This is a genomic window from Nostoc sp., assembly GCF_036917755.1.
Taxonomy (GTDB): domain Bacteria; phylum Cyanobacteriota; class Cyanobacteriia; order Cyanobacteriales; family Nostocaceae; genus Nostoc.
On record NZ_JBALFC010000001.1, the window covers coordinates 39,881 to 53,144 of the forward strand.

Here is a 13,264-nt window from a genome sequence, read left to right on the forward strand (position 1 = left end):
TGTTAGTTTTACAAAAGTTCTTATGGTAACTTTCTGAACAACTGCTCATTTCACCACCTGACAAACCTGACTTACCAAGTGAGTGAGTTCGGGCAAAATCAGTTTTTCCATCGCCAGTCGCACAGCATTACTGGAACCAGGAAGCGAGAAGATTAATTTATTTTGATAAACACCAGCAACGGCGCGAGAAGCGATCGCCCGCGAACCAATTTCTTGATAACTTAAAAAACGAAATAACTCACCAAATCCTGGTAAGGTTTTCTCCAGCAACTTCTCAATGGCATCGTAGGTGGTATCTCTTGGTGCAATACCTGTACCACCATTGAAAATTACAGCATCCAAATTTAAGCTTTTACCCAGATTTTCTATCTGCTCTTGAATTTGTGTTGGTTCATCTTTGATAATCGTATAAGCTCCTACAGCATGGTTAGCACCAAGCAGTAATTGCTGAATTAGCTGGCCACTTTTGTCTGTTTCAAAAGTGCGTGTATCGCTGACAGTAACCACAGCGCAAGTTACCGTAATTCTAGGCGAGTCTGGGTGAGGTTGTTGTGTCATCGATTAAGCTTTCAACTTTTGATAACGAGTAATTTGGCATGGGAATAGCACATTGGACATGAAAATAATTACTTATGCCCAATGCCCAATGCCCAATGCCCTATTTTTCAGCTTTGCTCAGTCCCAGATCGTTTTCTTCAGCATACCGCTCCATGAAGCGCATAAACCGATCCCATTCTTGAGCAGATTTCATCACGTAAAGTGCTTCTAATTCTTCCGGTTTCCCGTTGATAAATTTAGCCTTAACTTCACGGGTAATTATCTCCCCTTCTTCGTCAATCAAGTACATCCCAGTAATATCTTCGGTGCTGCCTTGATCTAAAATCTTTGGATTCGTAAAAATAAACGTCGCTGTACCACTGTCGCCAGTGCGTGATCGCGTCAAGCGCACATCTGGAATTACTTCTTCGTCAAGACCTTTAGAAAACTGGATTTTCGCCATGATCAATGAATTTAAACTTTTGGGATGGTTAATTTAATATTCTCTCACCAATTAGAACACCACGGTCTAGAGGCTACTGTTATTGATCTCTTTAGTGTATATACTTAAACTGCTTCTTTTTTAAGTAACAAAGTTACGGGGCGATCGTTTTCAATTGTAACTTGGATCATTGCACCAAATTGACCTGTTTCCACCTGCAAACCGCTAGATATTAACTTGGTAACAAAACGATTATACAAATCTTCTGCTGATTGGGGAGCGGCTGAACGATCGCTACCACCTGATAAAATGTCTTAATGTTCGATAACGTTTGTAAGTTCCTTGCTGAAACTTTCTCCAGTGACTTTGCCACTTGGCTGCTAGGAGAATCTATCACCCTCACAGAATTAAGCCCTTCTGAGCTTTCTCTGGAACCAATCCGCGCCGATGCGCTAATATTGCTCCAATCCGATGAAGTTGTGCTGCATTTGGAATTCCAAACCCAACCCAAAGCTGATATTCCCTTTCGGATGATTGATTATCGGTTGCGAGGGTATCGCCGCTTCAAGAACAAGCGAATGCGTCAGGTAGTGATTTATCTACAACAGACAAATTCAGAACTTGTGCAGCAAACCACATTCACTTTGGAAGAAACCTCTCATCGGTTCGAGGTAATTCGTCTTTGGGAGCAACCAACAAGTGTATTTTTGGAGCATCCCGGATTATTACCATTTGCGGTGTTAAGTCAGACAAATGACCGCACTGCTACGTTACAACAAGTTGCTCAGGAAATTTCAGAAATTACTGATCAACGTATTCAGAACAATATTGCAGCCTCAGCGTTCATTCTGGCTGGGCTAGTATTAGAGAAGGAGATAATTCAACAATTGCTGCGGAGGGAACTTATGCAGGAGTCAGTAACTTATCAAGCTATCCTTGCTGAAGGTTTAGCCGAAGGTCGTGCCCAAGGTCTTGCTGAAGGTCTTGCTGAAGGTCTTGCTGAAGGTCTTGCTGAAGGTCGTGCCCAAGAAGTGCAGCGTGTAGCGATGAATTTGCTCCAAGAGGGAATTTCGGTGGCAATAGTGGCGAAAGTGACGGGGTTATCCGTGGAGCAGGTACAGCAATTAGTAAGTGAAGAAGCTGGTAATGCAGGGAAGTGAGGAAGCGATGTCTACGACGGGCTATTCAGCGTCGCTATTATCTCATTTTCATTGCTGAAAATCGATGGCGGAGCCATTGAGAATGCGTTCCCAGGTTCCAGCTGGGAACGAGCATTAAACGTACAGACGCGATTAATCGCGTCTGTTAACTTTTATTTCCCAAAGCCTTTACCGCGAGAGGTTGAAGGTAGACAAATGCACTTTTCGAGTTGAGCAATTAAAGCCTCACGATCCAAATTTTGACCAATCAGCACTAGTTGGTTTTTCAATTTACCTTGCCATTCATCATCATCCAAAGTGAAGCGTTTACCGCAAAGGTGGAAAATATGACGCTTCGGACTTTCATCAAACCACATAATCCCCTTCGCTCGGAAGATATTTGTGGGTAGCTGGTTATCTAAGAAATATTGAAACTTCTTAATAGAAAAAGGCTTGTCACTTTGGAAAGATATGGAAGTAAAACCATCATTTTCTAAATGGTCAGAATGATGGTGATCGTGATGGTCATGGTCATGATCGTGATGATCGTGACCGCATGTTGAGTGATCGTGGTCATCATGAGCGTGATGATCGTGTTCATCCACCACTGTGTCAAAATATTTATCAGACTCAAACAGACCAACACTGAGAATTAAAGGAAGTGGCACTTGCGATCGCGTAGCGCGAATAATTCTTGCTCCTTCCTTAACTTCGTTAATTTTTCTTTCTAACTCCTTCAAAGTCGGTTCATCAACTAAATCAGCCTTATTCAGCACAATTACATCACCATAGGCAATCTGACTGTATGCTGCCTCAGAGTTAAATAAATCTAGGCTGTAATTCGCCGCGTCTACCACGGTAATAATCGAATCCAGACGAGTTAAATCACGCAATTCTGTGCCCAGAAATGTTAAAGCTACTGGTAGCGGATCTGCCAATCCAGTTGTTTCCACTACTAGATAATCTAGATTTTCTTGGCGTTCTAAAACTTTGTAAACTGCATCTACCAAATCATTATTAATAGTGCAGCAGATACAACCATTATTTAGCTCCACCATGTTCTCACCAGTGGAAACAATTAGCTCGTTGTCGATGCCAATTTCGCCAAATTCATTCACGAGAACGGCGGTTTTCAAACCCTGTTGGTTGTTGAGGATATGATTAAGTAAAGTCGTCTTGCCACTACCGAGGAAACCCGTAATAATTGTTACTGGCATTCCTTGTTTGGGCGTATCCATTGCGGAAGATTCGGGTGTAACTGCTGATTGCATAGCGCTGTTATCAAATATCAAAAAATAGTAATGTAGCGCAGATAGTCCAGAAAAAACTAGCATAGGGATGCTGGACTGTCATCCCAGCTGCCTTACCCTATTATTACGTATCTCTCTATTTCAGCATTACTCTGTTATGACCCTAACACTTTACAACACGCTCACCCGTCGTCAAGAACCGTTTGAAACAGTCGAACCAGGCAAGGTTAAGATGTATTACTGCGGCGTGACGGTGTACGACTACTGCCATTTGGGTCATGCTAGAGCTTGCATCGTTTGGGACGTAGTGCGCCGATACCTCCAGTTTATCGGCTATGAAGTGCGATATATCCAAAATTTTACCGATATTGATGACAAGATTCTGAATCGAGCCTGTGTTGAACATTCATCAATGGAAGCTGTGGCCGATCGCTTCATCAAAGCATATTTTGAGGATATGGCGCGACTAGGGATCAAAGAAGCCGATGAGTATCCCCGCGCTACCCATACGATGAATGGCATTCAACGGTTAATTCATGAGTTGGAAAATAAGGGTTTTGCCTACCCTACTGACGGCGATGTGTATTATGCAGTCCGACAGTTTGCTGAGTATGGCAAGCTTTCGGGACGCAAGTTAGAAGATATGCAAGCGGGGAAAAGCGATCGCGTCAACGTGGAAGATCCAGAGTACCAGAAAAAGAAAGACCCCTTTGATTTTGCCTTATGGAAGGCAGCAAAACCGGGAGAACCTGCTTGGGAATCACCTTGGGGCGCAGGTCGTCCGGGGTGGCATATAGAATGCTCGGCAATGGTGCGCGATCGCTTGGGTGATACCATAGATATTCATGCTGGTGGTGCGGACTTAATTTTTCCCCACCATGAAAACGAAATTGCCCAATCTGAGGCCGTGACAGGAAAACCCCTAGCGCGTTACTGGTTACATAACGGCATGGTAAAGGTAGATGGTGAAAAAATGTCCAAATCTTTGGGCAACTTTACCACTATTCGGGACTTACTGGATCGAGGAGTTGACCCGATGGCAGTACGCTTGTTCGTGCTGACCGCTCAATATCGCACACCCATAGATTTTACCGATGAAGCGATCGCCGCAGCAACTAACGGTTGGCACACCATTAAAGAAGGGTTATTGTTTGGCTGCCAATACGGTCAGCAACTGGGATGGGGAGTAGGGAGTGGAGAATGGGGAGTGGGAACTGCCTCACTACTTCCTGAAACTGTTGAATATTTCCAAGAAACTGTGAATAATGACTTTAATTTTCCTGGTGGATTAACAGTGCTGTTTGAATTAGCCAAAGAACTGCGCCGTGAGGGAAATATTCTTGTACATGAAGGGAAAACCGAAACATCACCAGAGGAGTTACAGCGTCAATGGCAAACTCTCGTCACATTAGCTGGAGTTTTAGGTTTAGAAGCCGAGATAGAAGCCGAAATTCATACGAGTAGTGGTTTCAGCGATGCGGAAATTGAGGCGCGAATTCAGCAAAGGCAAGAAGCACGTATTGCGAAAAATTTTGCTGAAAGCGATCGCATTCGTGACGAACTCCAAGCAGAAGGTATTACGCTAATTGATAGCCGTGATGGCACACGTTGGCATCGGAATTAGAGGGGAGTGGGGAGTTAGGAGTTATAAGAATTCTTTCCCCAATGCCCAATGCCCAATGCCCAATTCCCAATTCCCAATTCCTTAAATTATGTGGTCTGAACTTAAAAAAGCGATCGCTAGTTTCGATATTCCTGCTGATTGGATTGGTATCAGAGCCGTAAAGGAGACTTCTGCTACTCGTTTAGTCCGTGACGCCTTACCCCAGTTAAATGGCAAATCCTTCACTGTAGGAGCTATGCTGGAGGTTTTGGTTAATGGCTGTCTGGGTTATGCAGCTACTAACTCTCTAGAATTACCGTCTCTACAAGCGGCTGCTCGAATAGCCTATAAACAGGCACTAGCAGCCAGTGAATGGTGGATACATCCCTTCCGTGAAAGTGAGCGCCCTAAAGTCGTTGGTGAATATAAATCTCCATTTCTTGAGCCATTAGATGCTCTGAGTCCGGGAGAAATCAACGATTTACTGATTCGTATTTGCCAAACGCTGAAAGTTGACGACAAGATTGTGCAAACCATAGCCAGTGCTAGCACAACCGAGAGAGAATCTTGGTTTGTCAGCAGCAACGGTTCAGAAGTCTATCAAAAAATTCTATCTATAGGCACTAATTACGGAGCCACTGCCCAAGATGGGGTGATTGTACAGCAGCGCAGCAACAACGGCTCACAAGCAAACTGTTACCAAGGCGGACTCGAACTATTAAAACAAGAAGATTTATGGCATCGGGTGCGGCAAATTGGCGAACAAGCTGTAGAACTTTTGACAGCAGAAGAATGCCCAACTACCCGCACCAACTTAGTTTTAGCCCCAGATCAAATGATGCTGCAAATCCATGAAAGTGTCGGGCATCCCCTCGAAATTGACCGAATTTTGGGAGATGAGCGTAACTATGCTGGGGGCAGCTTTGTTAATAAAAGTGATTTTGGCAACCTAGTATATGGTTCGCCACTGATGAATATCACCTTTGATCCGACCGTGCCTGGTGAATATGCCAGCTATGGCTTTGATGATACGGGTGCTGTCGCAACGCGGGAGTATTTAGTTAAAGAAGGAGTACTCCAACGGGGTTTAGGCAGTCTGGAGAGTCAAGCAAGAGCAGGTGTAGCAGGAGTTGCCTGTGCCCGTGCTTCCTCATGGAATCGACCAGCGATTGATCGCATGGCAAACTTGAATTTAGAACCTTTAAACGCTACCTTTGAAGACATTATTGCTGGGATAGAACACGGCGTTTACATGGAATCTAACCGATCTTGGTCAATTGACGATCGCCGCTACAAATTCCAATTTGGTTGTGAGTACGCTAAATTAATTGAAAACGGTAAATTTACTAAAACCCTCCGCAATCCCAACTATCGCGCCACAACACCAGAGTTTTGGCACAGCTTAACCCAAGTAGGAAATGCTGACAACTGGCAAATGTATGGTACTCCCTACTGTGGTAAAGGAGAACCAAATCAGGCTATTTGGGTAGGACATGGTTCACCTGTTTGTGTATTTGCTAATGTCGAAGTTTTTGGCGGAGGAACTTGAAAAGGACACGGGGACCCTGGGATATGGGGACGCGGTAGACATTTTCATTCTCCACGTCCCTGCGTCTTAACCTCACCGCATCTACCCCACTCCCCACTCCCTATTCCCCACTCCCTATTAATATTTAATATCCATGAAAATTGAGGAATTATCTGCGTTAGAAGTCAGCTTTAATCGACTGATTGAAACTCTACTTATCAAAAAAGCAGAAAATGAACACTTTACTGTAAGACTAAGCAGTGAAAGAAGTCAATTTACTCGTTTCAATCATGCGAAAGTACGACAAACTGGTTGTGTTGCTGATGGTTGGATTGAACTAACTTTGATGGCAGACCAACATAGCAGTGTTCGACAGTTTCCCTTTACTGGAAATTGGGACGTAGATTGGCAGTTAACATATGCTGCTTTGCAGGAACTACGTCAGGAACTTATTCTATTACCCATCGATCCATATCTAGTTTTGCCATCAGGAAATAATACCAGTCGAGAACTACATTCTGGGAATTTATTGGCGGCGGAAGCAGTAGTACCAACTGTGCTGGAGCTAGTTGCTGAATTAGATTTTACTGGCATATATGCAGGGGGAATAGTAATTAAAGCTTATGGTGATTCTAACGGACAGAAACACTGGTTTGCTACTGATTCTTTTACCTTAGATTATTCTCTATTCACCACCTCTGGACAAGCAGTTAAAGGCACATTTGCCGGGAGTGATTGGGATAAATCTGCTTATATAGCCAAAATCAGCGAAGCCAAAAAGCAACTAGAATTGCTTTCTCGCCCAGTTAAAGAATTGCCACGGGGACAATACAAAACTTATTTTGCACCTGCTGCTGTTGCAGATTTATTAATGATGCTTTCTTGGGGATCTGTGAGCGAAGCTGATATCCAACAAGGAAACAGCGCTTTAGCTGCTCTATGGCGTGAAGAAAAACAACTTTCGACCGCATTTAGTTTGAAAGAAAACTTTCAACGGGGATTAGTACCGCGATTTAATGAATTGGGAGAAATAGCAGCGCCGGAGATACCTATAATAGAAAAAGGAGATTTAGTAAACACTCTGGTGAATTCTCGAACTGCTAAGGAATATCAAAAAATTGCCAATGGTGCTAATGGTTCAGAGACTTTACGAGCGCCAGAAGTGAGTCCAGGAAATTTAGTATTTGAGCAGATTTTTCCGAGTTTAGATACAGGATTATATTTATCAAATTTGCATTACTTGAATTGGAGCGATCGCCAAACTGGTAGAATCACAGGCATGACCCGTTATGCTTGTTTTTGGGTAGAAAATGGAGAAATTATTGCCCCCATTGAAAACTTGCGTTTTGATGAAAGTCTCTATCGCTTCTGGGGAGAAAACTTAGTAGATTTGACCAATTTTCAAGAATTCATTCCCGAAGTAGGTACTTATGAAAGTCGTCAACTTGGAGGTAGTTTAGTTCCCGGTATGCTGGTAGAAGATTTTACTTACACCCTGTAATGATTTCATGCAAATATGTTTTGGAGATGCAAAATTTTGCATCTCTATTAGGAACACCAACCTTGTGTTTTTATAACTTGTTGAATTTCAGTTTCCAGTAATTGAAAAGCAGACAAAGCTCTAAGTGGTGAAAAGTCATCAATTAGTTCAGCTAATCGGTGTACACGTTCGTTAACCGAGAATTGCTTTAGCCGCCGACCTGTCAACCCACTAGCTTTGCACAGAAGTTCATAGAGAATATCTTTTGGATCAGGTAGTTGTTCAAGTCTACGGATATCTGGCAGTTGTAATGGCTGACACCCACGAGGATTACCTGCCGCTTTCCGTAGCGCTGCTTCGTCAAATATAGCAACGGACAGGTAGCTTAGGACAGCAATAAAATCACAAAGTACGCTGTTGAAGGCGCGTTTCCCGCCAACTGTCCTAACGGCTTTGGCGACTGCTATAACAGCCACGCCTCCTGCATACGTACCGGAATCACACAAACATGAGGTGGCACTACTACTGATTTTTTAACTGCTTTTAGCGCTTCTAAAATTTCCGTTATACGTTTTTCGCGTGGTTCTCTTTCTGCATCTCGGTGGATAAACAAGAGATTACAAGGATAGAGTTCTAAGCTGTTAATAATCCGTGGTAATAACTTTTTCGGTGGTTTGGGTAAACGTCGCAAATCCGCCCAATTAGACTGGATAGCACACTCAACCTGATTCGCCCGTAATAACCAGGTGAGGATAGGCATCAGTGCTTTATCTGAGCTGCCGTCTGACAGCAAAGTGTAGCAAAGTTCTTTCATGCCTATTCAGTAGGAAAACCGGGAATTAGTGGTTGAAGGTCAGTTCTATCCACAACTCGACGTTTTTTGGGTTGTATTGGTTTTGATTGCTGGAGATTTCCTACTTTTCCATTACTCTCAGGCTCTGATTCACCAAGTACTACCGGATTCAAGTAAGCAAGTAATTTGTTTTTGGGTACAACATTCATGCCTTCTGGGTCTTTCTGTCGCCAAGTGTCAGGTAGACAAGCAAACGATACTCGCTTAAATCGCTTCCCTGAATCTACTGTTTCCTTTAATTCAGCAACCAATAGGCTGTCGTCAGGTACTTGCATAACTACTGAAGGTGAGTGAGTGTTGATGATTACTTGACGAAGGGGGTTATCTATCCCAATAGGTTCATCAACATCAGTAGCAATGTCTTGAAGTAGTTTGAGTATTTTGAGAATACGCTCTGGATGAAGACCGTTTTCCGGCTCTTCTATACACAAAAGACCTTGTGCTTGAGGGTCTAATTCTAGAACTGCTAATGCCAAAAAGCGCAGGGTTCCACCTGATAGCGCCCTTGCTGGATGTGATGTACTGTCTTTGCCAGTAACTATTACCGTCAAAATTTCACGTCGTTCATCCCGGTCAATTCCTACTTCACCCACATCATCAATCAGTTCTGCCAGCCGATTGGCAACTTGGCTGTAAACCTGTGCTTCCGCCTGATCATCTGACAGTCCATTTATGGGATGATTTTTGTTGATCCGTGCCAAGTGATAGAGTGTTGCAGCTAAGTGAGAACCATCCATGTCTAATTTTGTGGGCGATGTAAATTCGTCTGGCTGCCGTAGTGCTGAAGGTTCTAACTGAAGTAGCCGCCAGGATTGCATTTCTCTTCGCGCCAGCAGCACCGTTGGACTTTCCGCCGCATTAGCCACAGATAGCACGGTTCGGGGAAGATTCATCGCTAACCGAGACAAGGGTTTTCCATTCCTCCCGTCTTGATGTAGCTTAATTACTGTCTTTCCTTTGTCGTCCTCGGTTGAAATAAATGGTGAAGTTCGTCGCCCCTTAACTGCTGATTTACGCCACTCAACAGTGTGAGGAAACAATAAGTTTTTCTTGGCATCACCAAGATTGATGTGAACTAACTCCTCTTTAATGATTTTCAGAGAACCTAAAGACCGCAAGCCATCATCTGGTCTGTAAGCGAGGATGATAGAGTAGCGAAGAAAAGTAATACTAGCTTCCGCCTTTTGCCCTAGATCGTCTACACCCTCTTCTGGTACAATCATCTCGGCATCAAAGGACATTTTATCTGCATACTCGTCACCAACGCGGTGAAACAGACTACGTACATCAGCTGTACGACCTCCTTCATCTCGCACAGATAAGGCAGCTTCAATTAGTTGAATATCCGCGATCGCACTTAAAAATTTAATCGCATCAAATAAGTTAGATTTACCAACCCCATTAGCCCCGGCTACACAGGTAAATGCCCCGAATTGGACATCAACATCGACGAGGTTCTTAAAACCAGAAACTTTCAACCTAGTTAGCATAATATTCCTCTGTTGGCAGAAAAAATTGCAAATGTGCCAAGCAGATGTGGCTCACAAACAGAATAGACCTCCTTCTTCTAGTTTGACTGTGCAACCTGAGAAATTTTGAGTCTCGTTAGATAAAACCTGGTTATATCCTGATACTCGCAACGCCGCTCAGTCAGCTGTCGCGCCTCTAGGAAAGCATCTTTTGTACAAATGGGATGTGTACATTGCATCTCTATGAGAAAAATGTATCAAACCATCTTTATACAATCCCGTCAGCCCAAACTGGTAAATGCTAGGACTACAGTTTATCTTTTTTTCCCAGGAGGTGAATTGCGCTGAGTGAGGTTATCAATTTGTAATTGTTGCCGTCCGTTGGTGATAATTCGCAACATATCTTTGAGATCCTGCTCGATATTTCCCAGGACGCCATCGGCATATTCATCAGCACCATCTTCAATTTCTTGAGCCTGTGCGATCGCAGTTTGTCGCATTTGCTCTAACTCTTGCTGACAAGCATATCGCTTGCGGTCAATCTCGGCGAGAGTTTCTTGCATTATCGCCTCACACTCTTGCTGCGCTTGTCGCCGCAGTTGTTCAGCTTCTTGTTCTGCCTGTTGAATAATATTGCTTTCAGCTAAAATTTGCGCTCTTTTTGCTTGCGCGGCCTCAACAACCTGCTGGCCATACTCTTCCGCTTCCAGCAGAATTTCATCCTTTTGTTCCAGAATCACTGCTGCTTCTTGAAAAAGTGATGGTAAAGCCAGCCGGATATAATCAAGCTGATCGAGTAACTTTTCTTCATCTATGAGTGTGCGTCCCGTCAGTGGAATCCTGAGACTAGAGAGAACCATTTCCTCTAGGCGGTTGAGTTCCTGCTGAATATCTATGCTTCCCTCTCCACCGAGATATTCTTGAGGGGGGGGATTGCTTCCGTTGAGATTGGGTTCAACATTGGAGAGTTGTGATTGTAGCATTGGTATATTTCTAGAGCAATGTGTGGGGGAACAAGATGATCGATAGAACCACCAAACCTTGCAATCTCTTTTACCACACTACTACTTAAAAAACTATACTCATTTGAGGTTGCGAGAAAAACTGTTTCTATTTCGGTAGAAAGAGTTTTATTAGTGTGAGCCATTTGCAGTTCCACTTCAAAATCTGACACAGCCCGTAAACCCCGTAGCAAAACTTGTGCTTTTCGCATTTGGGCATAGTTGACGGTAAGACCATCAAAGCTGTCTACATCTACATTCGGTAGATGTTGTGTAGAATGACGGATCTGATCTAGCCGTTGCTGCACACTAAAAAGTGGCATTTTGTTAGGGTTCCGCAGTACAGCGACAATCACCTGCTCAAACAGCCGACTAGCGCGCCCGATGAGGTCAAGATGTCCCAAGGTTATGGGGTCGAAGCTACCAGGATAAATAGCAATCACAATTTTAGATAGATCAAAGTTGTTTAGGTGATTATATCGAAACAGTTTTGTGTAACTTACTCAAATCTACCATCTTGCGCTCTGGGTAAAAATGTTAAAATCTCGTTTCCAGCCTCTGGCTGGAAATGCAGTTCCTGGTGGCTCTGCCACCAGTCTTGAGGCGGAGCCTCAATGAGGGGCATTCCCAGTCGGAGACTGGGAACGAGATAAACGAGATAATGAGATAATCTGCTAAAAGCTGGTTCTAGGCTGGCTTTCACCTTAAGTTGACACCAATGAACATTACTGTGCCATTAGAACAGATGTGGTTCAAATAAATGAAAACTGCTGTAAACTCAATTGTTCTAGACTCCTAAATATGGATGCTGGATTTTTACCTGCGTCTTCACAATTCCATTGTGATAGATTCAAGCGTAACTCCCCAGTATTCGAGACACAAGAAAGTGCGTACTTAGCAAAGTGCGCGGGTAGTTAACGAACTTTTTTAGGTAATTTCTCATGGCACTGGATTTTTCCGCCTTGCCCTTGGCGTTTCAATTTACTTCTCCAGGACCGATTCTGGTGAAAATAGGGCCATTAACTATCCGTTGGTATGGCTTATTGATTGCCACAGCAGTATTAATTGGCGTCATCCTTTCCCAGCATTTGGCAAAACGCCGTAATGTCAATCCTGAGTTGCTAGGCGATTTGTTTTTTTGGTTGTTGATTGGGGCAATTCCTGGCGCACGGCTATATTACGTTTTCTTTGAGTGGTCAAAATATGCCCAAACTCCAGGAAAAATCTTTGCTATCTGGGAAGGAGGTATTGCGATTCACGGAGCAATTCTTGGTGGCGTTTTGGCTGCGTTAATCTTTGCCAAAATCAAGCAGGTTTCTTTCTGGCAACTAGCAGATTTAGTAGCACCTTCGCTGATTTTAGGGCAGGCGATCGGACGTTGGGGCAATTTCTTTAATTCTGAGGCTTTTGGCAATCCTACTAATTTACCTTGGAAGCTGTATATTCCACCAGACCATCGTCCTCTAGAATATGCTAGTTTCGATTACTTTCATCCCACCTTCCTCTACGAATCTCTATGGGATTTAATGGTGTTTACGCTACTAATAACGTTGTTTTTCCGCTCTTTATCCGGTAAGCCACGTCTGAGGGTAGGCACGCTCTTTCTAGTTTACTGGCCAGCTTACAGCTTAGGACGCTTGTGGATTGAAGGCTTTCGCACTGATAGCTTGATGCTAGGGTTTTTACGGATGGCACAAGTAGTCAGTAGTCTAGGAATTTTATTGGGATTAGTTGGGTTGGCTTGGCTTTACTTACTTAAACGCCCTTTACCCGATGTAGTTCCTACTCCTAAGCTAAATGGGGAGAGTGGGAGATGAGGGGAGTGGGGAGATGAGGGGGATGAGGGAGATGAGGAGCATAACCAATGCCCAATGCCCAATGCCCAATGCCTAATGCCCAATGCCCAATGCCTAATGACTAAAAATAAAAAATGCCCCAGAATATTCTCTAGGGCTTAACCAG

14 protein-coding genes and 1 pseudogene are annotated in these 13,264 nt (G+C 43.7%); 5 read left to right on the plus strand and 10 right to left on the minus strand.

The annotated features are described in order from the left end of the window. Positions 1–45 precede the first annotated feature (45 nt). The 3 genes and pseudogenes from V7L05_RS00205 to V7L05_RS00215 form a co-directional block, all read right to left on the minus strand. A complete protein-coding gene (locus V7L05_RS00205; protein WP_335160688.1) occupies positions 46–558 on the minus strand; it encodes a MogA/MoaB family molybdenum cofactor biosynthesis protein in 513 nt (170 codons plus the stop codon). 100 nt (positions 559–658) lie between these two features. Continuing rightward, on the minus strand, positions 659–1,000 hold the full coding sequence (gene psb28 / locus V7L05_RS00210; RefSeq protein WP_334950345.1) for a photosystem II reaction center protein Psb28: 342 nt from the start codon (positions 998–1,000) through the stop codon (positions 659–661). A 104-nt stretch (positions 1,001–1,104) separates the two neighbouring features. Beyond that, positions 1,105–1,272: pseudogene (locus tag V7L05_RS00215) on the minus strand (D-aminoacyl-tRNA deacylase); the annotation flags it as partial. Between the two features lie 24 nt (positions 1,273–1,296). Here V7L05_RS00215 and V7L05_RS00220 point away from each other — a divergent pair. After that, positions 1,297–2,139 carry an Rpn family recombination-promoting nuclease/putative transposase gene (locus V7L05_RS00220; protein WP_335160691.1) on the plus strand — a complete coding sequence of 281 codons (843 nt, stop codon included), beginning with the start codon at positions 1,297–1,299 and terminating at the stop codon, positions 2,137–2,139. A gap of 152 nt (positions 2,140–2,291) precedes the next feature. Here the strand turns inward: V7L05_RS00220 and V7L05_RS00225 are convergent, their stop codons facing one another. Then, positions 2,292–3,389, minus strand: a complete 1,098-nt coding sequence (locus tag V7L05_RS00225; protein ID WP_335160693.1) for a CobW family GTP-binding protein — start codon at positions 3,387–3,389, stop codon at positions 2,292–2,294. Positions 3,390–3,525: 136 nt separating this feature from the next. Here V7L05_RS00225 and cysS point away from each other — a divergent pair, with 136 nt between their 5' ends. From cysS to V7L05_RS00240, 3 genes are all read left to right on the plus strand, one after another. Next, positions 3,526–4,992, plus strand: a complete 1,467-nt coding sequence (gene cysS / locus V7L05_RS00230) for a cysteine--tRNA ligase (protein ID WP_335160695.1) — start codon at positions 3,526–3,528, stop codon at positions 4,990–4,992. Between the two features lie 88 nt (positions 4,993–5,080). Next, positions 5,081–6,520, plus strand: coding sequence for a TldD/PmbA family protein (locus tag V7L05_RS00235; RefSeq protein ID WP_335160697.1), 1,440 nt, complete (start codon positions 5,081–5,083; stop codon positions 6,518–6,520). A 133-nt stretch (positions 6,521–6,653) separates the two neighbouring features. After that, the gene (locus V7L05_RS00240) at positions 6,654–8,000 is read left to right on the plus strand and encodes a TldD/PmbA family protein (RefSeq protein ID WP_335160699.1); all 1,347 of its coding nucleotides are present in this window, start codon (positions 6,654–6,656) and stop codon (positions 7,998–8,000) included. 47 nt (positions 8,001–8,047) lie between these two features. On the opposite strand, the gene V7L05_RS00245 is transcribed toward V7L05_RS00240, so the two are convergent. The 6 genes from V7L05_RS00245 to V7L05_RS00270 form a co-directional block, all read right to left on the minus strand. Beyond that, positions 8,048–8,455, minus strand: coding sequence for a hypothetical protein (locus V7L05_RS00245; RefSeq protein ID WP_335160701.1), 408 nt, complete (start codon positions 8,453–8,455; stop codon positions 8,048–8,050). Beyond that, positions 8,443–8,793, minus strand: coding sequence for a hypothetical protein (locus V7L05_RS00250; RefSeq protein WP_335160703.1), 351 nt, complete (start codon positions 8,791–8,793; stop codon positions 8,443–8,445). The genes V7L05_RS00245 and V7L05_RS00250 overlap by 13 nt, the downstream gene beginning before the upstream one ends. A 2-nt stretch (positions 8,794–8,795) precedes the next feature. Beyond that, positions 8,796–10,322: an AAA family ATPase gene (locus tag V7L05_RS00255; RefSeq protein ID WP_335160705.1), complete on the minus strand. Its 1,527-nt coding sequence runs from the start codon at positions 10,320–10,322 to the stop codon at positions 8,796–8,798. A gap of 293 nt (positions 10,323–10,615) precedes the next feature. Then, entirely contained in the window at positions 10,616–11,284 is a 669-nt protein-coding gene (locus V7L05_RS00260; RefSeq protein ID WP_335160707.1) for a DivIVA domain-containing protein, read from the minus strand. Next, positions 11,194–11,745, minus strand: a complete 552-nt coding sequence (gene coaD / locus V7L05_RS00265; protein WP_335160709.1) for a pantetheine-phosphate adenylyltransferase — start codon at positions 11,743–11,745, stop codon at positions 11,194–11,196. Before coaD ends, V7L05_RS00260 begins: the two co-directional genes overlap by 91 nt. Before the next feature lie 56 nt (positions 11,746–11,801). After that, positions 11,802–12,005: a hypothetical protein gene (locus tag V7L05_RS00270; protein ID WP_335160711.1), complete on the minus strand. Its 204-nt coding sequence runs from the start codon at positions 12,003–12,005 to the stop codon at positions 11,802–11,804. Between the two features lie 238 nt (positions 12,006–12,243). On the opposite strand from V7L05_RS00270, the gene lgt reads away from it, so the two are divergent. After that, a complete protein-coding gene (gene lgt, locus V7L05_RS00275; RefSeq protein ID WP_334946843.1) occupies positions 12,244–13,119 on the plus strand; it encodes a prolipoprotein diacylglyceryl transferase in 876 nt (291 codons plus the stop codon). Positions 13,120–13,264 lie beyond the last annotated feature (145 nt).

What these genes read in the sequence shown, in the direction of transcription:
- V7L05_RS00205 (WP_335160688.1), bottom strand. Translation starts at nt 558, where the DNA reads ATGACACAACAACCTCACCCAGACTCGCCTAGAATTACGGTAACTTGC.
- psb28 (WP_334950345.1), bottom strand. Translation starts at nt 1,000, where the DNA reads ATGGCGAAAATCCAGTTTTCTAAAGGTCTTGACGAAGAAGTAATTCCA.
- V7L05_RS00220 (WP_335160691.1), top strand. Translation starts at nt 1,297, where the DNA reads ATGTTCGATAACGTTTGTAAGTTCCTTGCTGAAACTTTCTCCAGTGAC.
- V7L05_RS00225 (WP_335160693.1), bottom strand. Translation starts at nt 3,389, where the DNA reads ATGCAATCAGCAGTTACACCCGAATCTTCCGCAATGGATACGCCCAAA.
- cysS (WP_335160695.1), top strand. Translation starts at nt 3,526, where the DNA reads ATGACCCTAACACTTTACAACACGCTCACCCGTCGTCAAGAACCGTTT.
- V7L05_RS00235 (WP_335160697.1), top strand. Translation starts at nt 5,081, where the DNA reads ATGTGGTCTGAACTTAAAAAAGCGATCGCTAGTTTCGATATTCCTGCT.
- V7L05_RS00240 (WP_335160699.1), top strand. Translation starts at nt 6,654, where the DNA reads ATGAAAATTGAGGAATTATCTGCGTTAGAAGTCAGCTTTAATCGACTG.
- V7L05_RS00250 (WP_335160703.1), bottom strand. Translation starts at nt 8,793, where the DNA reads ATGAAAGAACTTTGCTACACTTTGCTGTCAGACGGCAGCTCAGATAAA.
- V7L05_RS00255 (WP_335160705.1), bottom strand. Translation starts at nt 10,322, where the DNA reads ATGCTAACTAGGTTGAAAGTTTCTGGTTTTAAGAACCTCGTCGATGTT.
- V7L05_RS00260 (WP_335160707.1), bottom strand. Translation starts at nt 11,284, where the DNA reads ATGCTACAATCACAACTCTCCAATGTTGAACCCAATCTCAACGGAAGC.
- lgt (WP_334946843.1), top strand. Translation starts at nt 12,244, where the DNA reads ATGGCACTGGATTTTTCCGCCTTGCCCTTGGCGTTTCAATTTACTTCT.